This window comes from Rubrivivax soli (assembly GCF_049810355.1).
In the GTDB taxonomy this organism is placed as follows: domain Bacteria; phylum Pseudomonadota; class Gammaproteobacteria; order Burkholderiales; family Burkholderiaceae_C; genus Rubrivivax.
The window spans coordinates 5,205,484-5,227,019 of sequence record NZ_CP187368.1; the positions used below are offsets into that span (position 1 = coordinate 5,205,484).

General features: G+C 71.2%; 27 protein-coding genes. 13 read left to right on the top strand and 14 right to left on the bottom strand.

Annotated features, from left to right (window positions below; genetic code table 11):
* The first annotated feature begins 23 nt into the window (after window positions 1-23).
* The gene (locus tag ACPOLB_RS23970) at window positions 24-671 is read left to right on the top strand and encodes a DUF47 domain-containing protein (protein WP_425258564.1); all 648 of its coding nucleotides are present in this window, start codon (window positions 24-26) and stop codon (window positions 669-671) included.
* Window positions 672-690: 19 nt separating this feature from the next.
* Window positions 691-1,701 carry an anion permease gene (locus tag ACPOLB_RS23975; protein ID WP_425258565.1) on the top strand — a complete coding sequence of 337 codons (1,011 nt, stop codon included), beginning with the start codon at window positions 691-693 and terminating at the stop codon, window positions 1,699-1,701.
* 21 nt (window positions 1,702-1,722) lie between these two features.
* Here the strand turns inward: ACPOLB_RS23975 and ACPOLB_RS23980 are convergent, their stop codons facing one another.
* Window positions 1,723-2,154 (bottom strand): NINE protein, encoded by a 432-nt coding sequence (locus tag ACPOLB_RS23980; RefSeq protein ID WP_425258566.1) that lies wholly within the window; start codon window positions 2,152-2,154, stop codon window positions 1,723-1,725.
* A complete protein-coding gene (locus tag ACPOLB_RS23985) occupies window positions 2,151-2,678 on the bottom strand; it encodes an N-acetyltransferase family protein (RefSeq protein ID WP_425258567.1) in 528 nt (175 codons plus the stop codon). Before ACPOLB_RS23985 ends, ACPOLB_RS23980 begins: the two co-directional genes overlap by 4 nt.
* 145 nt (window positions 2,679-2,823) lie before the next feature.
* Here ACPOLB_RS23985 and rpsP point away from each other — a divergent pair, with 145 nt between their 5' ends.
* The 6 genes from rpsP to ACPOLB_RS24015 all read left to right on the top strand — a co-directional run bounded on the left by rpsP (window position 2,824) and on the right by ACPOLB_RS24015 (window position 6,584).
* Entirely contained in the window at window positions 2,824-3,072 is a 249-nt protein-coding gene (gene rpsP / locus ACPOLB_RS23990) for a 30S ribosomal protein S16 (RefSeq protein ID WP_425258568.1), read from the top strand.
* Window positions 3,073-3,083: 11 nt separating this feature from the next.
* Window positions 3,084-3,662 (top strand): ribosome maturation factor RimM, encoded by a 579-nt coding sequence (rimM, locus tag ACPOLB_RS23995; protein WP_425258569.1) that lies wholly within the window; start codon window positions 3,084-3,086, stop codon window positions 3,660-3,662.
* A 9-nt stretch (window positions 3,663-3,671) separates the two neighbouring features.
* Window positions 3,672-4,421, top strand: coding sequence for a tRNA (guanosine(37)-N1)-methyltransferase TrmD (gene trmD / locus ACPOLB_RS24000; protein ID WP_425258570.1), 750 nt, complete (start codon window positions 3,672-3,674; stop codon window positions 4,419-4,421).
* A gap of 112 nt (window positions 4,422-4,533) precedes the next feature.
* Window positions 4,534-4,887: a 50S ribosomal protein L19 gene (rplS, locus tag ACPOLB_RS24005; RefSeq protein ID WP_425258571.1), complete on the top strand. Its 354-nt coding sequence runs from the start codon at window positions 4,534-4,536 to the stop codon at window positions 4,885-4,887.
* A 1-nt stretch (window position 4,888) separates the two neighbouring features.
* Window positions 4,889-5,569 carry a CoA pyrophosphatase gene (locus ACPOLB_RS24010; protein WP_425258572.1) on the top strand — a complete coding sequence of 227 codons (681 nt, stop codon included), beginning with the start codon at window positions 4,889-4,891 and terminating at the stop codon, window positions 5,567-5,569.
* Between the two features lie 25 nt (window positions 5,570-5,594).
* A complete protein-coding gene (locus ACPOLB_RS24015) occupies window positions 5,595-6,584 on the top strand; it encodes a CobD/CbiB family protein (protein WP_425258573.1) in 990 nt (329 codons plus the stop codon).
* Window positions 6,585-6,594: 10 nt separating this feature from the next.
* Here the strand turns inward: ACPOLB_RS24015 and rsgA are convergent, their stop codons facing one another.
* The 3 genes from rsgA to ACPOLB_RS24030 are packed head-to-tail and all read right to left on the bottom strand — an operon-like array spanning window position 6,595 to window position 9,118.
* Window positions 6,595-7,542, bottom strand: coding sequence for a ribosome small subunit-dependent GTPase A (rsgA, locus tag ACPOLB_RS24020; RefSeq protein ID WP_425261962.1), 948 nt, complete (start codon window positions 7,540-7,542; stop codon window positions 6,595-6,597).
* Window positions 7,509-7,832: a 4a-hydroxytetrahydrobiopterin dehydratase gene (locus ACPOLB_RS24025; protein WP_425258574.1), complete on the bottom strand. Its 324-nt coding sequence runs from the start codon at window positions 7,830-7,832 to the stop codon at window positions 7,509-7,511. Before ACPOLB_RS24025 ends, rsgA begins: the two co-directional genes overlap by 34 nt.
* Window positions 7,829-9,118: a M48 family metallopeptidase gene (locus ACPOLB_RS24030; protein ID WP_425258575.1), complete on the bottom strand. Its 1,290-nt coding sequence runs from the start codon at window positions 9,116-9,118 to the stop codon at window positions 7,829-7,831. The genes ACPOLB_RS24025 and ACPOLB_RS24030 overlap by 4 nt, the downstream gene beginning before the upstream one ends.
* A gap of 55 nt (window positions 9,119-9,173) precedes the next feature.
* On the opposite strand from ACPOLB_RS24030, the gene orn reads away from it, so the two are divergent.
* The gene (gene orn / locus ACPOLB_RS24035) at window positions 9,174-9,734 is read left to right on the top strand and encodes an oligoribonuclease (protein ID WP_425258576.1); all 561 of its coding nucleotides are present in this window, start codon (window positions 9,174-9,176) and stop codon (window positions 9,732-9,734) included.
* Window positions 9,735-9,982: 248 nt separating this feature from the next.
* Complete coding sequence (locus ACPOLB_RS24040; protein WP_425258577.1) at window positions 9,983-11,281, top strand: DEAD/DEAH box helicase; 1,299 nt, start codon at window positions 9,983-9,985, stop codon at window positions 11,279-11,281.
* A gap of 91 nt (window positions 11,282-11,372) precedes the next feature.
* Here the strand turns inward: ACPOLB_RS24040 and ACPOLB_RS24045 are convergent, their stop codons facing one another.
* The 3 genes from ACPOLB_RS24045 to ACPOLB_RS24055 are packed head-to-tail and all read right to left on the bottom strand — an operon-like array spanning window position 11,373 to window position 13,623.
* Complete coding sequence (locus ACPOLB_RS24045; protein WP_425258578.1) at window positions 11,373-11,729, bottom strand: FKBP-type peptidyl-prolyl cis-trans isomerase; 357 nt, start codon at window positions 11,727-11,729, stop codon at window positions 11,373-11,375.
* Window positions 11,730-11,740: 11 nt separating this feature from the next.
* Complete coding sequence (gluQRS, locus tag ACPOLB_RS24050; protein WP_425258579.1) at window positions 11,741-12,643, bottom strand: tRNA glutamyl-Q(34) synthetase GluQRS; 903 nt, start codon at window positions 12,641-12,643, stop codon at window positions 11,741-11,743.
* The gene (locus tag ACPOLB_RS24055; RefSeq protein ID WP_425258580.1) at window positions 12,640-13,623 is read right to left on the bottom strand and encodes a LysR substrate-binding domain-containing protein; all 984 of its coding nucleotides are present in this window, start codon (window positions 13,621-13,623) and stop codon (window positions 12,640-12,642) included. The genes gluQRS and ACPOLB_RS24055 overlap by 4 nt, the downstream gene beginning before the upstream one ends.
* Before the next feature lie 95 nt (window positions 13,624-13,718).
* On the opposite strand from ACPOLB_RS24055, the gene ACPOLB_RS24060 reads away from it, so the two are divergent.
* Genes ACPOLB_RS24060 through ACPOLB_RS24070 form a run of 3 tightly spaced genes read left to right on the top strand, consistent with a single transcriptional unit; the run spans window position 13,719 to window position 15,814 of the window.
* Window positions 13,719-14,441, top strand: coding sequence for a pirin family protein (locus tag ACPOLB_RS24060; RefSeq protein ID WP_425258581.1), 723 nt, complete (start codon window positions 13,719-13,721; stop codon window positions 14,439-14,441).
* Between the two features lie 55 nt (window positions 14,442-14,496).
* A complete protein-coding gene (locus ACPOLB_RS24065; RefSeq protein WP_425258582.1) occupies window positions 14,497-15,051 on the top strand; it encodes a flavodoxin family protein in 555 nt (184 codons plus the stop codon).
* 46 nt (window positions 15,052-15,097) lie between these two features.
* Window positions 15,098-15,814, top strand: coding sequence for a DUF599 domain-containing protein (locus ACPOLB_RS24070; protein WP_425258583.1), 717 nt, complete (start codon window positions 15,098-15,100; stop codon window positions 15,812-15,814).
* A gap of 4 nt (window positions 15,815-15,818) precedes the next feature.
* Here the strand turns inward: ACPOLB_RS24070 and ACPOLB_RS24075 are convergent, their stop codons facing one another.
* Genes ACPOLB_RS24075 through ACPOLB_RS24100 form a run of 6 tightly spaced genes read right to left on the bottom strand, consistent with a single transcriptional unit; the run spans window position 15,819 to window position 21,535 of the window.
* Complete coding sequence (locus ACPOLB_RS24075; protein ID WP_425258584.1) at window positions 15,819-16,334, bottom strand: 2,4'-dihydroxyacetophenone dioxygenase family protein; 516 nt, start codon at window positions 16,332-16,334, stop codon at window positions 15,819-15,821.
* 54 nt (window positions 16,335-16,388) lie between these two features.
* Window positions 16,389-17,120 (bottom strand): SDR family NAD(P)-dependent oxidoreductase, encoded by a 732-nt coding sequence (locus tag ACPOLB_RS24080; RefSeq protein WP_425258585.1) that lies wholly within the window; start codon window positions 17,118-17,120, stop codon window positions 16,389-16,391.
* Between the two features lie 40 nt (window positions 17,121-17,160).
* Window positions 17,161-18,276, bottom strand: coding sequence for a succinylglutamate desuccinylase/aspartoacylase family protein (locus tag ACPOLB_RS24085; protein ID WP_425258586.1), 1,116 nt, complete (start codon window positions 18,274-18,276; stop codon window positions 17,161-17,163).
* 14 nt (window positions 18,277-18,290) lie between these two features.
* Complete coding sequence (locus tag ACPOLB_RS24090) at window positions 18,291-18,863, bottom strand: Crp/Fnr family transcriptional regulator (RefSeq protein WP_425258587.1); 573 nt, start codon at window positions 18,861-18,863, stop codon at window positions 18,291-18,293.
* Window positions 18,860-20,035 (bottom strand): acetylornithine deacetylase, encoded by a 1,176-nt coding sequence (gene argE, locus ACPOLB_RS24095; protein ID WP_425258588.1) that lies wholly within the window; start codon window positions 20,033-20,035, stop codon window positions 18,860-18,862. The genes ACPOLB_RS24090 and argE overlap by 4 nt, the downstream gene beginning before the upstream one ends.
* Before the next feature lie 42 nt (window positions 20,036-20,077).
* Window positions 20,078-21,535, bottom strand: a complete 1,458-nt coding sequence (locus tag ACPOLB_RS24100) for a chloride channel protein (RefSeq protein ID WP_425258589.1) — start codon at window positions 21,533-21,535, stop codon at window positions 20,078-20,080.
* Window position 21,536 lies beyond the last annotated feature (1 nt).

Consider the following 21,536-nt stretch of genomic DNA (forward strand, 5'->3'; position numbering starts at 1 on the left):
GAACCGGTGACACCGGAGTCTGCATGTTCTTTGGCAAGCTGCTGCCGCGCGAAGGCAACTTCTTCGAGATGTTCAACGAGCACGGCACCCACATTGCCGAGGGCGCGCGCTCGTTCATGGCGATGGTGCAGCACTACTCCGACCCCGTGCTGCGCGAGCAGCACGCGGCGGCGGTCGGCGCCTCGGAGCGCAACGCCGACAAGGTCACGGCCGAGGTCAACCGGGCGCTGCACCGCACCTTCATCACGCCGCTGGACCGCGAGCAGATCCACGGCCTGATCAACGCCATGGACGACATCCTCGACCTGCTGCAGGACAGCAGCGAGGTCATGTCGCTCTACGACCTGCAGCACATGAGCGAGGACGTCGTGCGCCTGACAGAGATCTCGGTGCGCTGCTGCGAACGCGTGCAGCACGTGGTGACGCTGCTGCCGCGCCTGAAGGACGCCGCGGTCGCCGAGTCGGCGCTGAAGACCTGCGAGGAGATCGACCGTCTCGAGTCCGACGCCGACCGCGTGATGCGCAGCGCCATGTCGCGCCTGTTCCGTGAAGAAGTCGACACGCGCGAGCTGATCAAGCTGAAGGCGGTGTACGAGCACCTGGAGTCGATCTCCGACCGCTGCGAGGACGTCGCGAACCTGGTCGAAGGCATCGTGCTCGAGAACTCCTGAGCCTGCCGGAGCCGCTGCGATGAGTGCCATGCCCGCGGGCTTCTGGGTGGTCGCGATGCTGGTCGTGCTGGCCCTGCTGTTCGACTTCATGAACGGCTTCCACGACGCCGCCAACTCCATCGCCACCGTCGTGTCGACCGGAGTGCTCAAGCCCCAGCACGCGGTGGCCTTCGCGGCCTTCTTCAACGTGCTGGCGATCGCGGTGTTCCAGCTCAAGGTGGCGGCCACCATCGGCAAGGGCATCGTCGAGCCCGGCATCGTCGACCAGCACGTGATCTTCGGCGCGCTCATCGGCGCCATTGCCTGGAACGTGATCACGTGGTGGTACGGAATCCCCTCGAGCAGCTCGCACGCGCTGATCGGCGGCATCGTCGGCGCCACGCTGGCCAAGGCGGGTGCCGGCCCGCTGGTGGCGTCCGGGCTGCTGAAGACCTTCGCCTTCATCTTCATCTCGCCGCTGATGGGCTTCCTGCTCGGCTCGCTGATGATGGTGGCCGTGGCCTGGGTCTGCCGGCGCAGTTCGCCGCTGCGCGTGGACAACTGGTTCCGGCGCCTGCAGCTGGTGTCGGCGGGCCTGTACTCGCTGGGCCACGGCGGCAACGATGCGCAGAAGACGATCGGCATCATCTGGCTGCTGCTGATCTCGTCGGGCTACGTGGCAGCCGGCGACAGCCTGCCGCCGGCCTGGGTGATCTGGAGCTGCTACATCGCCATCGGACTGGGCACGCTCTTCGGCGGCTGGCGCATCGTCAAGACCATGGGCCAGCGCATCACGAAGCTCAAGCCGGTGGGCGGCTTCTGCGCCGAGACCGGCGGCGCGATCACGCTGTTCGTGGCCACCGGCCTGGGCGTGCCGGTCTCGACCACGCACACCATCACCGGCGCCATCTTCGGCGTGGGTTCGGTGCGCAACGCGTCGGCGGTGCGCTGGGGGCTGGCCGGCAACATCGTGATGGCCTGGATCGTCACGATCCCGGCCACGGCGCTGATCGCGGCCGTCTTCTACGGCGTCAGCCTGCTGATCTTCTGATCGGCCGCCGGCGCCGGCGTGTCAGCGGCCCTGCTGCAGCTGCCACTCGAAGAACTTCTGGCCGCCGAAGGCGATGGTGCCCATCAGCGCGGCGCCGCCCACCAGCAGCGCCAGGATCACGCCGATCACCGGCGCCCAGGCGGTGGCACGCACCGGCTGGCCGGGGTTGTGGCGCGCCGCCCACTTCTCGTCGGGCGTGAGGCCGTAGACGATGGCGTGCAGCATCGCCTGCGCCAGCATCAGCCCGAAGACCGGGATCAGCGCCCAGGCCTGCAGGTCGTCCTGGCCCAGGTTGCGCATGCGCAGGATGCCCAGCAGGCCGGCCGCCGTCACCAGCGGGTGCAGCCAGCCCAGCAGGTCGCCTCGGCCGTGCAGGTAGAAGCGGTGCGCGCCCAGCGTGCCGAGCGTGATGGCCAGCCAGGTGGCGACGGTCTTGCTGCGGTGGCGGGTCATTCCGCGGGCACGGTGCCGGCGCCGGTGCCGAGCGCACGCTGCATCAGCACCACGTCGAGCCAGCGGTCGAACTTCCAGCCGGCCGCCTTCAGCACGCCGGTGTGCTCGAAGCCCAGCGCCCGGTGCACGCCGATCGAGCCGGCGTTGTCGGCGTCGCCGATCACCGCCAGCATCTGCCGCGCGCCGGCGGCTTCGCAGCGCGCCACCAGCTCGGCCAGCAGCAGCCGGCCGACGCCGCGGCCCCGGGCCTCGGGCGCCAGGTAGATCGAGTCCTCGAGACAGAAGCGGTAGGCGCGGCGCGGGCGAAAGTGGTTGGCGTAGGCGTAGCCCAGCACCTGGCCGGCGTCTTCGGCCACCAGCCAGGGCAGGCCCTTGGACAGCACGTCGGCGCGCCGGCGCGCCATCTCGGCGGTGTCGGGCGCTTCGAGCTCGAAAGTGCCGGTGCCGTGCAGCACGTTGTGTTCGTAGATCGCGGTGATGGCAGCGAGATCGGCGTCGCTGCTGGGGCGGATGGTCAATGGCATGCAGCTGAGTTTATAATGCTGGGTTTTCGACGCTGGCCTGACCGCAAGTCGGGCGTATCTACGGCGGCGAACCTCCAGACGGCCCACCCGCGGAAATCGTGTCCTTCGGCGGGAGGCTGTCGCCCAGATTCAAGGACATACAGAGATGGTCGTCATCCGCCTGGCCCGTGGCGGCGCCAAGAAGCGCCCCTTCTACAACATCGTCGTTGCCGATGCGCGCGAGCGCCGCGACGGCCGCTTCATCGAGCGCGTCGGTTTCTACAACCCGATGGCTGCCGGTGGCGAACAGCCGCTGCGCGTGGCCCTGGACCGCGTGACGCACTGGACCGGCGTCGGCGCGCAGATGTCGCCCACGGTCGAGCGCCTGGTCGACCAGGCCAAGAAGGCGGCCTGATCGCCTCCGGGATGAGCATTCCGTCTCATCCCACGCCGGCTCACAGCGAGCCGGTCAAACCCGAGGACGCCGTCGAAGTCGGCCGCATCCTCGGCGCCTGGGGTGTGCAGGGCGGCATCAAGGTGAAGCCGTTCTCCAGCGATCCCCAGGCCCTGTTTTCCTCCAAGCGCTGGTTCATCGAACCGTCCGACGCCAAGCCGGGGCACCAGGTGCCGCCGCTGCTGCGCGTGGTGCGTGCGCGCGAGCAGAACGACGCCGTCGTCGCCACGGTGCAGGAAATCTCCGACCGCGACACGGCGCAGGCCTTGGCCGGCGCGCGCGTCTTCGTCGGCCGTTCCAGCTTTCCCACGCCCGACAGCGCCGACGAGTTCTACTGGGTCGACCTGATCGGCCTGGCCGTGGCCAACCGCGACGCGCTGGTGCTGGGCACGGTGGTCGGTCTCATCGAAACCGGGCCGCACTGCGTGCTGCGCATCCAGCCGGCCGACGCCGACGCGGACGAAGTGCTGATCCCGTTCGTCGGCGCCTACGTCGACCGTGTCGATCTGCCCGGCCGCACCGTCCACGTCGATTGGCAAGCCGACTTCTGACGCGCTGTCATGCGCTTCGACGTCGTCACGCTGTTTCCGGAACTGTTCCGGCCGCACCTGGAACTGGGCATCACACGCCGCGCCTACAGCGCTGACTGCGTCGACGTGCGCCTGTGGCAGCTGCGCGACTTCGCCGATGACGCCTACCACCGCGTCGACGACCGCCCCTACGGCGGCGGCCCGGGCATGGTGCTGCTCGCCGGCCCGCTGACCCGGGCGCTGCAGGCCGTTCGCGACGACGGCGGTGCCGCCGCCGTGATCCACTTCACGCCGACCGGGCGCCGGCTCGACCAGGCGCTGGTGGCCGAGATCGCCGCCGGTCCCGGTGCGGTGCTGCTGTGCGGGCGCTACGAAGGCATCGACCAACGCTTCATCGACCGCCACGTCACGCTGGAGATCAGCCTCGGCGACTTCGTGCTGTCGGGTGGTGAACTGCCGGCGCTGGCGCTGCTGGACGCGGTAGCGCGGCTGCAGCACGGCGTTCTGAACGCGCCCTCGCACCAGCAGGACAGCTTCTCCGACGGCCTGCTCGAAGGCCCGTCGTACAGCCGCCCCGAGCGGCTGGAAGGCGAGGGCGGACGTGTCGACGAGGTGCCGGCGGTGCTGCTGTCGGGCCACCACGGCCAGATCGCCCGCTGGCGCCGCGAGCGAGCGCTCGAGATGACGGCCAGGCGCCGGCCCGACCTGATCGCCGCCGCCCGGGACGCGGGCCGGCTCGCCAAGGACGACGAGCGATTCCTGGCCGGTCTCGGGCTATAATCAAAGGCTTTTCGATCCTCTGCCGGCGACGGTTGGGGCAGCCGCCTGCGCGATGGCTGCGCCCGCCACACCTTCACAACAACGCCAGAGCACGATCGTCATCGGAGAACCCTTGGACCTCATCGCCACCCTCGAGCAGGAAGAGATCGCTCGCCTGAACAAGACCATCCCGGCCTTCGCCCCCGGCGACACCGTGATCGTCAACGTCAACGTCGTCGAAGGCACGCGCAAGCGCGTGCAGGCGTACGAAGGCGTCGTCATCGCCAAGCGCAACCGCGGCCTGAACAGCAGCTTCATCGTGCGCAAGGTCTCCAGCGGCGAAGGCGTGGAACGCACGTTCCAGACCTACAGCCCGCTGATCGCCAGCGTGGAAGTCAAGCGCCGCGGCGACGTGCGCCGCGCCAAGCTGTACTACCTGCGCGACCGCAGCGGCAAGTCGGCCCGCATCAAGGAAAAGCTGGCCTGACATGGCGGAAGGCGGGAAGCCTCCGCGCATCCTGCACCCGCAGTCGATCCCGGTCACCGGGGTCGACACCCACCTCGCGCCGGTCCCTCGTGACCGGCTCGTCGTTTCTGCGTTGCGCGAACGTTTCGCCACCGCAGGCGACTGGCAGCCCGAGATCCCGGGTGACGGGCGCGGCTGGAGCGATCGGCCGTTCTCCGCGGCATCGGTGCTGGTGCCTCTGGTCGTGCACACGCACGGACTGACGGTGCTGCTGACCAAGCGCACCGAACACCTGCGCGACCACGCCGGCCAGATCAGCTTCCCAGGCGGGCGTGTCGAGGACACCGACGTCGACGCCGCAGACACCGCGCTGCGCGAAGCCGAGGAAGAAGTCGGCCTGCGCCGTACGCACGTCGAAGTCATCGGGCAGCTGCCCGCGTACACCACGGTGACGCACTTCGTGGTGACCCCCGTCGTCGCGCTCGTGACGCCGCCGCTGGACCTGCGGCTCGACGCCTTCGAGGTGGCCGAGGCCTTCGAAGTGCCGCTGGAGTTCCTGATGAATCCGGCGCATCACCGTCGCCACACCTTCGCGTACGAAGGCGGCCAGCGGCAGTTCCTGTCGATGCCCTGGGGCGACTACTTCATCTGGGGCGCCACCGCGGCGATGCTGCGCAACCTGTACGGCTTCCTGGCGCGCTGAGCGCCGGCGGCTATCATCGCCGCCGATGAGTTTTTTCGCCGTCCTGTTCGCGCTGCTGATCGAGCAGCTCAAGCCGCTGCCGCGCGACAACTGGGTGCACCACACGCTGGTGTCCTGGGTCGGCTGGACCAGCCGCAACTTCGACGCCGGGCGCTCGCACCACACCGTGGTGGTGTGGTGCGTGGCGGTGCTCGGTCCTTCGCTGCTGGTGGGGCTGTGCTACCTGCTGATCAGCCACTACAGCCTGCTGCTGGCGCTGGCCTTCGACGTCGGCCTGCTGTACCTGACGCTGGGGTTCCGCCAGTTCAGCCACTACTTCACCGACATCCGCGACGCGCTCGACCGCGGCGACGAGAACGCCGCGCGTGCCAAGCTGGCCGAGTGGCGCCACCTGGACGCCAGCGAGCTGCCGCGCACCGAGGTGCTGCGCCACGTGATCGAGCACGCGTTGCTGGCCGCGCACCGGCATGTCTTCGGCGTGTTCTTCTGGTTCGTGGTGCTGTCGGCGCTGGGGCTGGGCCCGATGGGGGCGGTGCTGTACCGCATGGCCGAGTTCGCCAGCCGCTACTGGGGCTTCCGCCACCGCACGGTGGAGGCGCCGATGAACGACGGCCTGATGGTGCTGTCGCGCAAGCTGTTCGGCTTCATCGACCACGTGCCGGCACGGCTGACCGCGTTCGGCTTCGCGGTCGTCGGCAACTTCGAAGAGGCGGTGGGCGGCTGGCGCCGCGACGCCGGCCTCTGGCAGCACGCCAACGAAGGCATCATCCTCGCGGCCGCGGCCGGCGCCGTGGGCGTGCAGCTGGGCGGCAGCGCCGCACCCGGCGTCACGCCCGACCGCAGCAAGACCTTCACCGCGGGCGCCGAGCCCGGCACCGTGGCCGCCGAGGGGTCCACCGGTGGCGTGCCGCCGCAGCTGGGCCACCTGCAGAGCGTGGTCGGCCTGGTCTGGCGCTCGGTGGTGCTGTGGATGCTGCTGGTGGCGCTGCTGTCGCTGGCCAACGTCCTCGGGTGAGCCCGCGGGCTCACCAGCGCTTCGTCGACAGCTCGTCGAACAGCTCGCCGTAGATGCGGTAGCGGCTCTCGGCGATCTCGCCGCGCGCCAGGGCTTCGCGCACGCCGCAGCCCGGTTCGTGCCGGTGGCTGCAGTTGTGGAAGCGGCAGTGGCCCAGCGCTGCCGCGAAGTCGGGCATCAGCGTCGCCAGTTGCGGCGGCTCGATCTGGCGCAGGCCGAACTCCTGGAAGCCCGGCGAGTCGATCAGCGCCGCCTGCCGCGTGCCGTCGAGCCAGTACCAGGTGGTGGTCGTGGTCGTGTGGCGGCCGGCGGCCAGCGCCACCGAGATCTCGCCCACCTGGGCCGCTGCCTGGGGCACCAGCAGGTTGATCAGCGTGCTCTTGCCCATGCCGCTGGGGCCCAGCACCAGCGTGGTCTTGCCGGCCAGCAGCGGCTGCAGCGTGGCCCGCGAGCGCTGCGGGTCGGTCTTCAGCGCCAGCTCGATGACCTGGATGCCCATCGCGACGTACGGCGCCAGCCGCTCGCGGGCCAGCGCTGCGGCCGGCAAGTCGGTCTTGTTGAGCCCGATGCAGGTGGTGATGCCGGCCTGCTCGGCAGCGATGAGTGCGCGGGTGAGCTGCGACTCGCTGAACACCGGCTCGCCCGCCACCAGCACCAGCAGCAGGTCGAGGTTGGCCGCGAAGCTCTTCGTGCGCCACTCGTCCTGGCGGAACAGCAGGTTGCGGCGCGGCTCCAGCGCCTCGATGACCCCTTCGTCGCCGGTGAGCATCCAGCGCACGCGGTCGCCGACGACGAGATCGCTCTTCTTGCCACGCGGGTGGCACAGCACGCGTGTGCCGTCGGGCGTCTCGACCACCACGTGGCGGCCGTGGGCGGCCACCACCAGGCCGCTGTCGACGGCGCTGTCGGGACTGTCGTGGGCGGTCAAGCCAGCAGCGCGTCGACCTTGGCGGCGCAGATGAAGTCGTTGACCGAGATGCCGCCCACCGAATGCGTGTTGAAGCGCACGGTGCAACGGTTGTAGCCGAAGGCGATGTCCGGGTGGTGGTCCTCGGCGTGCGCGATCCAGGCCACGGCGTTGATGAAGGCCATCGTCCGGTGGTAGTCGGCGAAGTCGAAGCGCTTCTGGATCGCGCCGTCGACCAGCGTCCATCCCGGTGCCGAGGCCAGGTGCTGCGCGATCTGGTCGGGGGTCATCGCCGCGTGGCCTTCCAGCGGCTGGCAGCGTTGGCGGGTCAGGTCGGTCATGGCGTGGCGGCGAGCGGTCGGTGGGGCTGGGGCAGGGCGGCCAGGCGTTCGCTGGCCGGCGGGTGCGAATAGTAGAAACGCACGTACAGCGGGTCGGGCGTCAGCGTCGACGCGTTGTCCTCGTGCAGCTTCAGCAGTGCGCTGGCGAGCGCGCTGCCATCGGCCTGCGCGCACGCGTAGGCGTCGGCCTGGAATTCATGGCGGCGCGACCACTGCGACATCAGCGGCCCGATGAAGAACGTGAACGGCGGCAGCGCCAGCATGAACAGCAGCAGCGCCAGCGCGTCGTTGGGTGCGGCCAGGTTCGGCGACACGCCCAGCCCGGCATAGAAGCCGCTCTGGCCGGCCAGCCAGCCCAGCAGCGCCAGGCCGGCCAGGCTGAAGCCGAAGATCAGCAGCATGCGCTGCAGCACGTGCTTGTGCTTGAAGTGGCCCAGCTCGTGCGCCAGCACGGCCTCGACCTCGCCGGGCGACAGGCGCGACAGCAGCGTGTCGAAGAACACCACGCGCTTGGCCGCGCCCAGCCCGGTGAAGTAGGCGTTGGCATGGGCCGACCGCTTGCTGCCGTCCATCACGAACAGCCCCTTGGCCGCGAAGCCGCAGCGCTGCATCAGCGCCTGCACACGCACCTGCAGCGCTTCGTCGGGCAGCGGCTCGAACTTGTTGAACAGCGGCGCGATGACGGTGGGGTACAGCACCAGCAGCACGAGGTTGAAGGCCACCCACGCCCCCCAGGCCCACAGCCACCACAGGCCCCCCGTGGCGCCCATGATCCACAGGATCAGCGCCGCCAGCGGCAGGCCGATCACGGCGCCCACCAGCACGCCCTTCAGCAGGTCGGCCAGCCACAGCCGCGGCGTCATGCGGTTGAAGCCGAAGCGCTGCTCGATGCGGAAGGTGGCGTACCACTCCAGCGGCAGCTCGATCAGCCCGCCGATCAGCGCGAACGCGGCCAGCAGCGCCAGTTGGTAGGCCATCGGGCCGTAGTCCGCCATCAGCGCGTCGCGCAGCAGCGTGTTCAGCGCGTCCAGCCCGCCCAGCAGCGTCCAGCCCAGCAGCACGGCGCTGCCGAAGGCGGTGGTCAGCAAGCCGAAGCGGCCCTTGGCCAGCGTGTAGTCGGCGGCCTTGCGGTGCGCCTCGGGCGTGACGGTGCCGGCAAACGGCGCGGGCACCTGGTCGCGGTGCTGCGCCACGTGGCGCATCTGGCGCGTGGCGAGCCAGAACTTGACGGCCAGCGCGGCCAGCAGCGCTGCCGCGAAGGCCAGCATGACGGAAGACGGTTGCATGGGGCCGAAGTGTAGGCTTGGGCGAGAATCGGGGCCTTCCCGTGAGCCCGACACCATGACCGCACCCCTGCTGCCGCCGAGCGACCAGAACCTGATCTGGATCGACCTGGAGATGACCGGCCTGTATCCCGACACCGACCGCATCATCGAGGTCGCCGTCGTCGTCACCGACCCGCAGCTGACGGTGCGCGTGGAGGGCCCGGTGTTCGCGGTGCACCAGAGCGACGCCACGCTCGATGCGATGGACGCCTGGAACAAGGGCACGCACGGCAGGAGCGGCCTCATCGACCGCGTGAAGGCCAGCACCGTGGACGAGGCCGCTGCCGAGGCGCAGGTGATCGCCTTCCTGCAGCAGTACGTGCCCAAGGGCAAGAGCCCGATGTGCGGCAACTCGATCTGCCAGGACCGGCGCTTCCTGGCGCGCACGATGCCGACGCTGGAGGCGTTCTTCCATTACCGCAACGTCGACGTCAGCACGCTGAAGGAACTGGCGAAGCGCTGGAAGCCCGCTGCGCTCGAGGGCTTCAAGAAGGCCCAGGCGCACACGGCGCTGGCCGACATCCACGAGTCCATCGACGAACTGCTGCACTACCGCAGCACCTTCCTCCAGGCCTGACGACGCACGCCCGCGAGATTCCTCAGGGGAAACCCGGAAATGCGCTACACTCACGGGCTTGGCATGCAGTTGGTGCCAATCGTTCATCCCCTCTGACCTTCGTCGAACCGCATCTTCTGCCGCGGTTTCGCATCTCTCGGGTCGGCGGCGATGCCGTCGCCCCCTTGATGGATGCGACTTCACCTTGACGGTGCAGCCGGCGCGCAAGCCTTGCGCTGGCGCGACCGTGTTTTTCCGGAAGACGACGAATGAGTTTCGACACCCTGGGCCTCCACGAGACCCTGCTCCGCGCTGTCACCGACGCGGGCTACACCCAAGCCACCGAAGTCCAGAGCCGCGCGATCCCGCCGGCGATGGAAGGTCGCGACCTGATGGTCAGCAGCAGCACCGGCAGCGGCAAGACCGCCAGCTTCGTGCTGCCGGCGCTGATGAAGGTGCTGGCCGCGCGCGCCGACGGCAAGCGCCGCGACAAGGGCGTCGTGCACGGCCCGCGCATCGTGGTGCTGACGCCCACGCGTGAACTGGCGATGCAGGTCGCCAAGGCCGTGTTCGACTACGGCCGCCACGTGCAGGGCCTGCGTGTGGCCACCGTCGTCGGCGGCGTGCCCTACGGCGCGCAGCTGAAGGCGCTGCGCGGCCCGCTCGACGTGCTGATCGCCACGCCCGGCCGCCTGATCGACCACATGGAATCCGGCCGCGCCATCCTGGCCAATGTCGAGATGCTGGTGCTCGACGAAGCCGACCGCATGCTGGACATGGGCTTCATCGAACCCATCCACCACATCGCCGCCGCCACGCCGGCCTCGCGCCAGACCGTGATGTACAGCGCCACCTTCGCCGGCCACGTCGGCCGCCTGGCCGAAGAGCTGCTGCGCGAGCCGCAGCGCATCGACATCTCCTCGCACACCGAGGCGCATGCCGACATCGAGCAGCGCCTGCATTGGGCCGACGACCTGACGCACAAGAACGCGCTGCTGGACCACATCCTGACCGCGCGCGAAGTCGACCAGGCCGTGGTGTTCACCAGCACGCAGCGTGACGCCGACTGGCTGGCCGACCGCCTGGCCGACATGGGCCACCACGTGGCGTCGCTGCACGGCGGCCACCCGCAGGGCCGCCGCACGCGCGTGCTGCAGGGCCTGCGCAACAAGCAGCTGAAGATCCTGGTGGCGACCGACGTGGCCGCGCGCGGCATCGACGTGCCGACGATCAGCCACGTCATCAACTACGGCCTGCCGATGAAGGCCGAGGACTACGTGCACCGCATCGGCCGCACGGGCCGTGCCGGCCGCGCCGGCCTGGCCGTGACGCTGGCCGAGCGCCGCGACGCCAGCATGGTGCAGCGCATCCAGCGCTTCACCACGCAGCGCATCCCGGCCGCCACCATCGAAGGCCTGGAGCCCAAGCGCTCGGAGCCGCCGGCGCTGCGCCCGGCCGGCAAGACCTTCCCGTCGCGTCCGTTCCCGGGCAAGCCGGCGGGCAAGACCTTCAAGCCCGCTGGCAAGAAGTTCGCCCGTGCCGGCGGCCCGGAGCGCGCGCCGCGCTGAACCCGTGCCCGACCGGCGCCCTGCGCGCCGGCTGCGCCCAAGCAGAAGGCCCCTCGCGGGGCCTTTTTTCATGCGCCGGAGAGAACGCCGTTCACACGGCCAGCAGTTCCACCTCGAACACCAGCGTGGCGTTGGGCGGGATCACGCCGCCGGCACCGCGCGCGCCGTAGCCCAGGTCGGCGGGGATCGTCAGCACGCGCGTGCCGCCGACCTGCATGCCCTGCACGCCTTCGTCCCAGCCGCGGATCACGTGGCCGGCGCCCAGCGGGAACGCGAACGGGTCGCCGCGGTCCTTGCTGGAGTCGAACTTCTGGCCGCGGCTGTTGGTGGCCGTGGGGTCGTGCAGCCAGCCGGTGTAGTGCACCTTGACGCGGGCGCCGGCCGTGGCCGTCGCGCCGCTGCCGACGACGGTGTCTTCGTATTGCAGGCCGGAAGGAGTGGTGGGCATCGTGTGTGTCCTCAGGGATTCGGGGTGCGCATCATGCCAGCCCAGGCCGGCACCGCGCCGGCCAGCCAGTCTGCCAGCGTGGTGCCCGGGCCGCCGCGCACCTCGGGCAGGCCCAGCACGTGCGCCGCGGCACGCAGTGCCGCCAGCGGGTCGGCGAGGTCCAGCGCGCTTGCGCCGTTCTGCTTCGACAGCTTGGCGCCGTCGTCGCCCAGCACCAGCGGCGTGTGGAGGTACCGTGGCGTCGCCACGCCCAGCGCCTGCTGCAGCACGATCTGCCGCGGCGTGTTGTCGGCCAGGTCCTCGCCGCGCACCACGTGCGTGACGCCCTGCGCCGCGTCGTCCACCACCACCGCCAGCTGGTAGGCCCACAGGCCGTCGGCGCGGCGCAGCACGACGTCGCCGACCTCGAGTGCCACGTGCTGGCTGCGCGGGCCGAGGCGGCGGTCGGTCCAGTGCAGCGGCGCGGCGTCGTCCGCCGTGCGCAGCCGCCAGGCGCGCGGCGGCTTGCCGTGCAGGCCGTCGCGGCAGGTGCCGGGGTAGGGCCGCTCGGCGAAGCGCGCGTGCGGCACGCCGCGGGCGGCGAGCGCGGCGTCGATGTCGCGGCGCGTGCAGCCGCAAGGGTAGGCCAGGCCCCGCGCCACCAGGCCGTCGAGCGCGCGCGCGTAGGCGGCGTCGCGCTGCGACTGCCACCACGGCGGCGCATCGGGCAGCAGGCCGCAGCTCGCCAGCTGCTGCAGGATCAGCGTGTCGGCGCCGCCCACGCAGCGCGGCCGGTCGACGTCCTCGATGCGCACCAGCCAGCGCCCTGCATGCGCCCGCGCGTCGAGCCAGCTCGCCAGCGCCGCCACGAGCGAGCCCGCGTGCAGCGGGCCCGTCGGCGACGGCGCGAAGCGGCCGACGTAGCCTGCCGTCATCCGTCCAGCGGCCCGGCGTGGCGTTCGAGCAGCGCGCGCCGCGTCACCGGGCTTTCCAGCTGCGTCAGCCACCACTGCAGCGCGCGGCCGATGCCGAAGGCGCCGCGTTCCGCGCGCCAGGCGTAGTACAGCGTGCCCACGCGCGCGCCGCGCACCGTCTCCTTCTGCACCAGGTGGCCGGCCTGCAGGTGCACTCGGGCCATCGGCTCGGGCACGAAGCCGCAGCCCAGGCCGCGCAGCAGCGCTTCGAGCTTGCTGCGCATGCTGGGCACGGTGAGCACGTCCTGGCCGGGCAGCAGGTTCACGGTGATGGGCGTCAGGCGCTGCGCCGTGTCGGCCACCGCCACGGCGCGGTGGTGCACCAGCTGTGCGTCGACCAGCGGCGTGTCGATGGCCGCCAGCGGGTGGTGCGGGGCCACGCAGAACACGAAGGCCAGGTCGCCCAGCGGCCGCAGCTCGATGCCACCCGGGTTGGCGTGCTCGCCCGCCACACCGATGGCCAGGTCGACCTGGCCCGAGACCAGCGCCTCCCAGGTGCCGGCGAGCACGTCGCTGCGCAGCCGCAGCCGGGTGCCGGTGCCGCCCTGCACGCGGTCGTCCTGGGTGTCGCAGATGCCGCAGAAGGCCTCGACCAGCTCGAACATCGTGGGCTGCGACAGGATGTCCTCGAGGCTGATCGACAGCATCGTCTCCCAGCCGCTGGCCACCCGGCGCACGCGGTTGGCCACGGCGTCCATCTCCTGCAGCAGGCGGCGGCCCTCGTGCAGCAGCTCGCTGCCGGCGGCCGTCAGCTGCGCCTGGCGCGAGCTGCGGTCGAACAGCAGCACGTCCAGCGCGTCTTCGAGCTGGCGCACGCTGTAGGTCAGCGCCGACGGCACCTTGCCCAGCTCGCGGGCCGCGGCGGCGAAGCTGCCGGTGCGCGCGATGGTGTCGACCATGGCCAGCGCGTCGGGGGTCAGGGCATTGCGGCGTTCGCTCATCGCTTCATCTTATTTGAACGGCACCTTCAAGCGCCATCCACCCCGGTGCAGGCCCGGCTGCCTACAGTCACGTCACACACTCAAGGAGATCCGACATGCTCCAGCTTCGCAAGTCTGCCGACCGCGGTTATGCCGACCACGGCTGGCTCAAGAGCTTCCACAGCTTCTCGTTCGCCGACTACTACGATCCGGCCCACATGGGCGTCGGCAACCTGCGCGTCATCAACGAAGACCGCATCGCGCCGGGAACCGGCTTCGGCACGCACGGCCACCGCGACATGGAGATCGTCAGCTACGTGCTCGACGGCGCGCTGGCGCACAAGGACAGCATGGGCAACGGCACGGCCGGTGGCGCGAATGCGGGTGTCATCCGCCCGGGCGACGTGCAGCGCATGAGCGCCGGCACCGGCGTGATGCACAGCGAGTTCAACCACGCCAGCGATGCCACCACGCACTTCCTGCAGATCTGGATCCTGCCCGACCGCCGCGGCATCGCGCCCGGCTACGAGCAGAAGCACTTCGACGCGGCGTCCAAGCGTGGCCGCCTGGCGCTGGTGGCCGCACCCGACGGTGCCGAGGGCGCGGTGACCATCCACGCCGACGCGCGCATCCGCGCCGGGCTGTTCGACGGCCCCGAGCGCGCCGAGCTGCCGCTGGCGGCCGGCCGCCTGACCTACGTGCACATGGCACGCGGCCAGCTCACCGCCAACGGCCAGCTGCTGAAGGCCGGCGACGCGCTGGCGCTGCAAGCCGAGGAGCGCCTGGTGCTCGAAGGTGGCGACAACGCCGAGGTGCTGGTCTTCGACCTCGCCGCCTGACATCCGACTTCCGACCGCCCCGGTCTTCTGTCCAACGCCCCCGAAGGAGCATTCCATGTCCAAGATCGTCATCGTCTTCCACAGCGGCTACGGCCATACCAAGAAGGTCGCCGAGGCCGTTGCCCAGGGCAGCGGCGGTGCGCTGCTGGCCATCGACGCCGAAGGCAACCTGCCCGAAGGCGGCTGGGAGCAACTGGCCGCGGCCGACGCCATCGTCTTCGGCTCGCCCACCTACATGGGCAGCGTGAGCTGGCAGTTCAAGAAGTTCGCCGACGCCTCCAGCAAGCCCTGGTTCGGCCAGCAGTGGAAGAACAAGCTGGCCGCCGGCTTCACGAACAGCGCCTCGATGAACGGCGACAAGCTGTCGACGCTGCACTACCTGTTCACGCTGAGCCAGCAGCACAGCATGTTCTGGGTCGGCACCGGCATGATGCCCAGCAACAGCAAGGCCTCCACGCGCGACGACATCAACTACGTCGCCTCGTTCGCCGGCCTGATGACGACGACCCCGTCGGATGCCTCGACCGACGAGATGGTGGCCGGCGACATCGCCACCGCCGCGAAGTTCGGCGAGCGCATCAAGGAAGCGGCAGCGCGCTTCGGCGCCTGATCGGCGCGCGGGCCGGCGCGCCCATCGGCGCTATACAGTCGCGCCGATGAACGCGAGCGACGCACTGACAGCCCTGTGGCGGGTGCTGCCCTGGATCGACTGGGCGGCACTCGCCTTCTTCTTTGCCGCCTGGGTGGGCTATGCCTCGTTTGCGCACCGGCGCGCGGCCGTGCGGCCTTCGCTGCTGGCGCTGACCAACCGCGAGCGCCAGCGCTGGATGCTGCAGACCACGGTGCGCGAGAACCGCGTGTTCGACGGCGTCGTGGTGCAGAACCTCTCGGCCAGCCCGAGCTTCTTCGCGTCGACCACCATCCTGATCATCGGCGGCCTGCTGGCGGCGCTGTCCAGCACCGAGCAGGTGAGCGAACTCGTGCGCGAGATCCCGTTCGCAGCGCGCAGCAGCATGCTGGTGTTCGACCTGAAGCTGGTGCTGCTGCTGGTGATCTTCATCTACGCCTTCTTCCGCTTCACCTGGAGCCTGCGCCAGTACACCTTCGGTGCGCTGCTGGTGGCGGCCGCGCCCGACCGAGAGCACTTCACCGAAGCCGCGCAGCGCGAGGCCTTCGCCAGCCGCGCCGGGCGTGTGATGGGGCTGGCCGCCGAGAGCTTCAACGACGGCCTGCGCGCCTACTACCTCAGCTTCGCGGCCGCCGCCTGGTTCTTCTCGCCCTGGGCGTTGATCGGCGCGACGCTGGGCGTGGTGTTCGTGCTGTACCGGCGCGAGTTCCACTCCGACGTGCTGGCGGTGCTGAACGAGGCCTGAAGACTCAGCGGATGAACTGGTCGACGTAGCCCGCGCCCAGGCCGTTGGCCGTGTAGTGGCGGCGGCACTTCTCGATGCGCGTGAAGACGTCGTCGTAGCCCGTGACGTTGCCGTCGGGGTCGACATAGATCATCGCGCCGTTGACCTGGAACATCGTGATCATCTCGGTGACGTCGGGGTCCACCACCAGCGTGTGCGTCTCGCCGGGCGCCTCGTAGACGTAGCCGCCTTCGTTGGCCACCCAGTCGTGTTCCAGGTAGCGCCAGCGGCCCTTGATGACGTAGCCGTGCACCGGCTGCGGGTGGCGGTGGCGCGACAGCACGCCGGCGCTCTGCACCTTCAGCAGGTTCATCCAGTACCCGCGCGAGGCGCACAGCAGCAGCGGCCGGAACCACACGCGGTCGCCCACCGGCACCCACACGCGTTCGTCCTTCGGGATCGCGTCGGGCACGATCAACTCGGGCGGCGATTCGGCCGGCTGCGGGTGGCGGTAGGGGATCCAGGCGTCGCTGCTGCTCATCGGTGTCTCTCGTTGTTGGAGCTTGTCGTCACACGGCCGCTTCGCACGCCCGTTTCAGACGGCGGAGTAGCCGCCGTCCACCGGCATCACCGCGCCGGTCATGAAGCGTGCGGCGTCGGACAGCAGGAAGCACACCACGGCGCCGATCTCGTCGGGCTGGCCCCAGCGGCCCATCGGCGTGCGCTGCAGGATGGGCGCGGCGCGGGCCTCGTCGTCCTGCAACTGCTGCGTCAGCGGTGTCGCGATCCAGCCCGGCGCCACGGCGTTCACGCGCACGCCGTCGGTCGCCCAGGCGGCGGCCAGGCTCTTCGTGAGCTGCACCACGCCGCCCTTCGACGCCGCATAGCCCGGCACGAAGGGCGACCCGAAGGTCGACAGCATCGAGGCGGTGTTGACGATGGCCGCGCCCGAGCCGGCCAGGCGCGGCTTCACGGCCAGGCACATGCGCATCGTGCCCACGAGGTTGACTTCCAGCGTGCGCCGGAAGGCGTCGACCTCGAACTCGGCACCGCCGCGCTGGATGATGCCGGCGCAGTTCACCAGGCCCGCGATCGGGCCGTCGATGGCCGCCAGCGCGGCGTCGACCGAGGCGCCGTCGGTCACGTCCAGCCGCAGCGGCGTGATGCCGGGCGTGGGCGCGAAGGCGTCGATCTCGGCCTGCGACACGGTGCCGGCGTAGACGCGGCAGCCGGCGGCGGCGAGGGCCCGGCTGACGCCGGCGCCGATGCCGCTGGTGCCGCCGGTGACGAGCACGGTGCCGCGGGGCGTGGGGTTCAGGGAAGTCATGCGCAGGGGTCCAGTCGTCGTGCGGGTCGTGGTCGGAAGGTCAGGCGCCGAGCAGGTTGCCGGTGCGCTGCAGCGTGGTGCCGGCCACCTTGGCCAGCGGCATGCCGGGCGTGGCCCAGCGGGTGGCGACCCGGGCGTAGAGCACGCCGGCGGACTGCGCGCGCACGGCGGTGACGGCGCCGCTGTCCACGTCCACGAGGTCGGCGATCGCCTCGCCGGCCGCGATGGTGTCGCCCGGCGCGCGCAGGAACACCACCACCCCGGCATGCGGCGCCACGACGGGCTCGGAGGCGGACAGCGGCGTGGGCACGCAGCGTGGCGCGGGCAGCGGCGGCGGCGTGCCGGCGAGCACGCCGCGGTGCTGCAGGAAGGCCAGCAGTGCCTCGGCATCCTGCGCGGCCAGCGCATGGTCGGTGTCGGCTTCGCCGCGCAGCTCGACCGTGGCGGCAAAGCAGCCCAGCGGCAGCGGGTGCCCGGCGAAGCGCTGCTGCAGCAGGTGCCACGGGCGCGTGCAGGCTTCGTCGAAGGGGCCGTCGCCCGACTCGGTGGCCAGCAGCACGGCCCGCGCACCGAGCAGCGCGGACAGTTGCTGCGCGATGTCGGCCTGCGGTGTCAGGGCATACAGGTGCAGCACCGACTCGGCGTCGCAGTGCAGGTCGAGCACCACGCTGCAGTCGGCGGCCAGCTGCAGCAGCCGGCGCTTCATGTCCTGCACCGTGGTCTTCGCGGGCAGCGCCGCTGCCGCGCCGCACAGGGCGTCGCGCACCAGCTGCACGTTGGCTTCGGCGTTGCTGCCCAGGTGCCCGGCCAGCGCTTTCGCGGCTGCGGGTGCGAGGTCGGCGAAGCCGCGGTTGAAGTTGAGCCCGTCACGCAGGTCGAAGCGGCCGTGGTGGCGGCCCAGCACCTGCTGCGCCAGGCCGGCTGGGTTGGCATAGGGCACCAGCAGCACCTGGCCGCGCAGCGCGCCTTCGGCTTCCAGCTGCGCCAGGCGCTGGCGCAGGCGCTGCGCCACCAGCAGGGCCGGCACTTCGTCGGCATGCAGCGCGGCCTGGATCAGCGCCTTCGGGCCTGCGCCCTCGCGGCCGAAGCGGTGCACCGTGAGCTGGTGCGTGATGCCGGGTGCCGAAGGCAGCAGCGTGAGGGTCTGCGTGTGCATGGGGTGTGCCGCGGTCAGCGGGCAGCCACGCCGCGCAGGCGTGCGATCTCGGCCTGCTGCGCCGCGTGCAGCTGCCCGTACAGCCGCAGGTGGTCGGCCATCGCGCGCAGCCGCTCGGCGATGCGCGCCGCCAGCCCGATCATCAGCTTGACCGCGACCTCGGGGTTCTCGGCGATCAGCTGCTCCAGCCCCTGGCGCGGCAGCCCCGCGGCCTGCACCGGCGACAGCGCGACGCAGGTGGCCGAGCGCGGCGCGCCGTCGAGCAGGGCCATCTCGCCGATGATGCTGCCCGGGCCCAGCACCGCGATCGGCACCAGCGGGTCGCCGCCGTCGCCGGGCGTGCCGCCCAGCGTGTCGACCGAGACGTCGCCGTCCAGCAGCAGCAGCAGGAAGTTCGAGCGCAGCCCGTCGCCCTCGCGCAGCACGGTGGCGCGCGGCGGGTAGTGCACCAGCAGCATGTGCTCGACCACGCTGGCCGCTTCGTCGGGCGTCAGCGGCAGCATGGTGTGCGGCGTGCTCAGCATCTGGGCCGCGCGCTGCGCGAGCCCGGGCTTGTCGACCAGCGGGGTCGGCGTGGCCGAACTCATGGCGCCCGCGTGCCCAGGCGCTGCAGGAAGGTCTCGCACCGGGCCAACTGCTCCAGGCTGACGTGTTCGTCGGCCTGGTGCGCCTGGTTGATCGAGCCCGGCCCGCACACCACGGTGGCGATGCCGGCCTGCTGGAACAGCCCGGCCTCGGTGCCGAAGGCCACCAGCGTGGTGGCGTCGCTGCCGCTGAGCCGCTGCGCCAGCGCCACCGCGGGGTCGCCGGGCGGGGCCAGGAACGACGGGATGGCGCAGATGTCCTCGAAGCGGAAGCCGGTGGCCGGATCCACCGCCTGCATCGCCGGCTCGAGCGCGCGGGCGCGCTCCAGCACCCGGGCCTGCATCGCCAGCGCGTCGGTGCCCGGCAGGTTGCGGAATTCGTAGTGGAAGCGGCAGTCCTCGGGCACCACGTTGTCGGCGATGCCGCCCTGCATCACGCCCACGGCCGCGGTGGAGTAGGGCACGTCGAAACCGGCATAGCGCGGTTCGTGCTCACGCCAGCCGTCGGCCATGTCGGCGATGTGCGTGACCAGCCGGGCGCCGGCCTCGATGGCGTTCACGGCCATCGGCGTCAGCGACGAATGCGCGGCCCGGCCCTTGATGCAGCAGCGCCAGCGGTACACGCCCTTGTGCGCGACGGCCGGCACCATGCTGGTCGGCTCGCCCACGATGCACAGCTGCGGCGCAAGCCCGGCGTCCTTCAGGTCGGCGATCAGGTGGCGCACGCCGAAGCAGCCCACTTCCTCGTCGAAGCTGAAGGCGTAATGCAGCGCGTGCGGCAGGTCGGCGTCCAGGAAGGCCTGCGTGCGCGCGACGACGAGGCCGATGAAGCCCTTCATGTCGGCGCTGCCGCGGCTGTAGAGCCGGCCGTCCTGCACCACGCCGCCCAGCGGATCGGTGCTCCAGTCCTGGCCGTCCCAGGGCACGGTGTCGGTGTGGCCAGACAGGATGATGCCGCCCGGCTTGCCCGTGCCCAGCGTGGCGAAGAGGTTGGCCTTGGTGCCGCTGTCGTCGCGGGTCAGGCGCACCGGCACGCCCAGGGTGCGCAGGTGGTCGGCGATGCACTCGATCAGCGGCAGGTTGCTGTGGTGGCTGACGGTGTTGATGCGCACGAGGCGCTGGGCCCAGGCGAGGCCGGCGGCGGACACGGGGGGCAGGGCAGGCAGTTCGGTCATGCCCCAACTGTAGCGAGGCCGGGGCATGCCGTTCATCGCGCTTCAGCGCAGGCTGTCGTGCGCCACCCTGCCCGGCGGCGCAGGGGGCGCCGGAAAGGGCAGCAGCGCCGCCAGTTCTGCGTACATCGGCGGCGCCAGCACGCGCGAGATGCCGCTGGCCAGCAGCGCGCAGGCCATCAGGCTCAGCACCATGCCGTGGCCGGCCACCATCTCCATGACGATGATGAACGCGGTGATCGGCCCCTGCGTGCTGGCGGCGAGGAAGCCGACCATGCCGAGCGCGATCAGCGGGATCGCCGCCTCGCGCGACAGGCCGGTCAGCAGCGCCACGTCGTGCCCGATGCCCGCGCCGATGCTCAGCGCCGGCGCGAACATGCCGGCCGGCACGCCGGTCCAGGCCGACAGCCACGTGGCGCAGAACTTCAGCAGCGTGTAGACGCCGGGCAGCTCGGCCTGCCCTTCGAGCAGGGCGCGTGTCGGCGCGTAGCCCGCGCCTGCCGTGGCGCCGCCGGTGACGACGCCGATCACGGCCACCGCAAAGGCGCAACCTGCGGCGAAGCGCAGCGGGTGGCTCTTGCGCCAGGCGCTGAAGCGGTCGGACTGTCCGCGCACCGAGACCACGATCAGGCGCGAGAACAGCCCGCCGGCCAGCCCCGCGGCCACCGCGACCAGCAGCCCCGGCCACCACAAGGACCACGACAGCTGCTGCACGCCGAGGCGGCCGAAGTAGGTCTGGTTGCCGAACACCGACACCGCGACCAGGCCCGCCAGCACGATGCTGGCGATGACGAGCGCGCTGTGCGACATGCCGCGCCGCCGCGTCAGCTGTTCCAGTGCGAAGACGATGCCGCCCAGCGGCGTGTTGAAGGCCGCGGCGATGCCGGCCGCGGCGCCGGCCACCATCAGGTCGTGGCTGTCGATGCCCACGCGGGGCGACAGCCAGCGGCGGGCATGCACCATGATGCCCGCGCCCACCTGCACCGTGGGCCCTTCGCGGCCGATCGACAGCCCCGCAGCCATGCCGGCCGCCACCAGGCCGATCTTGTGCAGTGCCAGCCGCAGCGACACCAGCCACGAGACGGATGCCGGCGGCAGGTCGTCTTCCAGCGCGCGCACCACCTGCGGGATGCCCGAGCCCATCGCGCCGGGCACGAAGCGGCGTGTCCACCACAGCACCGCCACCGTCAGCGCCGGTGTCCACAGCAGCGGCAGCCAGCGGCCCCAGGTGCCGGCGCCACGCAGCTGCTCGAAGGCATGGTGGCCGGCCTCGGCCAGCAGCGTGAAGCCCACCACCAGCAGCCCGGTGGCGGCGGCGTAGGCCATCACGATGCCGCGGTCCAGCCACAGCCGGCCGGCCACCAGCTCGTCGGCGAGGCCGCTGCCGAACACCGGGTCGCTGGGGCGCAGCGCCTGCCACAGTGCCTGCCAGCGCGCCTGCAGCGCGCGCAGGGCGGCCCGCCAGGCGGGTGGCTGCGCGCCGTCGCCGTCGGGGCCGGTCATC

Coding starts and splice junctions, on each gene's coding strand:
- rpsP (WP_425258568.1), top strand. CDS start 2,824: ATGGTCGTCATCCGCCTGGCCCGTGGCGGCGCCAAGAAGCGCCCCTTC.
- ACPOLB_RS24045 (WP_425258578.1), bottom strand. CDS start 11,729: ATGCCCACCACTCCTTCCGGCCTGCAATACGAAGACACCGTCGTCGGC.
- trmD (WP_425258570.1), top strand. CDS start 3,672: ATGCGCTTCGACGTCGTCACGCTGTTTCCGGAACTGTTCCGGCCGCAC.
- ACPOLB_RS24070 (WP_425258583.1), top strand. CDS start 15,098: ATGAACGCGAGCGACGCACTGACAGCCCTGTGGCGGGTGCTGCCCTGG.
- ACPOLB_RS24075 (WP_425258584.1), bottom strand. CDS start 16,334: ATGAGCAGCAGCGACGCCTGGATCCCCTACCGCCACCCGCAGCCGGCC.
- ACPOLB_RS23970 (WP_425258564.1), top strand. CDS start 24: ATGTTCTTTGGCAAGCTGCTGCCGCGCGAAGGCAACTTCTTCGAGATG.
- ACPOLB_RS24015 (WP_425258573.1), top strand. CDS start 5,595: ATGAGTTTTTTCGCCGTCCTGTTCGCGCTGCTGATCGAGCAGCTCAAG.
- rimM (WP_425258569.1), top strand. CDS start 3,084: ATGAGCATTCCGTCTCATCCCACGCCGGCTCACAGCGAGCCGGTCAAA.
- ACPOLB_RS24065 (WP_425258582.1), top strand. CDS start 14,497: ATGTCCAAGATCGTCATCGTCTTCCACAGCGGCTACGGCCATACCAAG.
- ACPOLB_RS24055 (WP_425258580.1), bottom strand. CDS start 13,623: ATGAGCGAACGCCGCAATGCCCTGACCCCCGACGCGCTGGCCATGGTC.
- gluQRS (WP_425258579.1), bottom strand. CDS start 12,643: ATGACGGCAGGCTACGTCGGCCGCTTCGCGCCGTCGCCGACGGGCCCG.
- ACPOLB_RS23985 (WP_425258567.1), bottom strand. CDS start 2,678: ATGCCATTGACCATCCGCCCCAGCAGCGACGCCGATCTCGCTGCCATC.
- ACPOLB_RS24030 (WP_425258575.1), bottom strand. CDS start 9,118: ATGCAACCGTCTTCCGTCATGCTGGCCTTCGCGGCAGCGCTGCTGGCC.
- orn (WP_425258576.1), top strand. CDS start 9,174: ATGACCGCACCCCTGCTGCCGCCGAGCGACCAGAACCTGATCTGGATC.
- ACPOLB_RS23980 (WP_425258566.1), bottom strand. CDS start 2,154: ATGACCCGCCACCGCAGCAAGACCGTCGCCACCTGGCTGGCCATCACG.
- ACPOLB_RS24090 (WP_425258587.1), bottom strand. CDS start 18,863: ATGAGTTCGGCCACGCCGACCCCGCTGGTCGACAAGCCCGGGCTCGCG.
- ACPOLB_RS23975 (WP_425258565.1), top strand. CDS start 691: ATGAGTGCCATGCCCGCGGGCTTCTGGGTGGTCGCGATGCTGGTCGTG.
- ACPOLB_RS24025 (WP_425258574.1), bottom strand. CDS start 7,832: ATGACCGACCTGACCCGCCAACGCTGCCAGCCGCTGGAAGGCCACGCG.
- ACPOLB_RS24040 (WP_425258577.1), top strand. CDS start 9,983: ATGAGTTTCGACACCCTGGGCCTCCACGAGACCCTGCTCCGCGCTGTC.
- ACPOLB_RS24060 (WP_425258581.1), top strand. CDS start 13,719: ATGCTCCAGCTTCGCAAGTCTGCCGACCGCGGTTATGCCGACCACGGC.
- ACPOLB_RS24100 (WP_425258589.1), bottom strand. CDS start 21,535: ATGACCGGCCCCGACGGCGACGGCGCGCAGCCACCCGCCTGGCGGGCC.
- ACPOLB_RS24085 (WP_425258586.1), bottom strand. CDS start 18,276: ATGCACACGCAGACCCTCACGCTGCTGCCTTCGGCACCCGGCATCACG.
- ACPOLB_RS24010 (WP_425258572.1), top strand. CDS start 4,889: ATGGCGGAAGGCGGGAAGCCTCCGCGCATCCTGCACCCGCAGTCGATC.
- ACPOLB_RS24080 (WP_425258585.1), bottom strand. CDS start 17,120: ATGACTTCCCTGAACCCCACGCCCCGCGGCACCGTGCTCGTCACCGGC.
- argE (WP_425258588.1), bottom strand. CDS start 20,035: ATGACCGAACTGCCTGCCCTGCCCCCCGTGTCCGCCGCCGGCCTCGCC.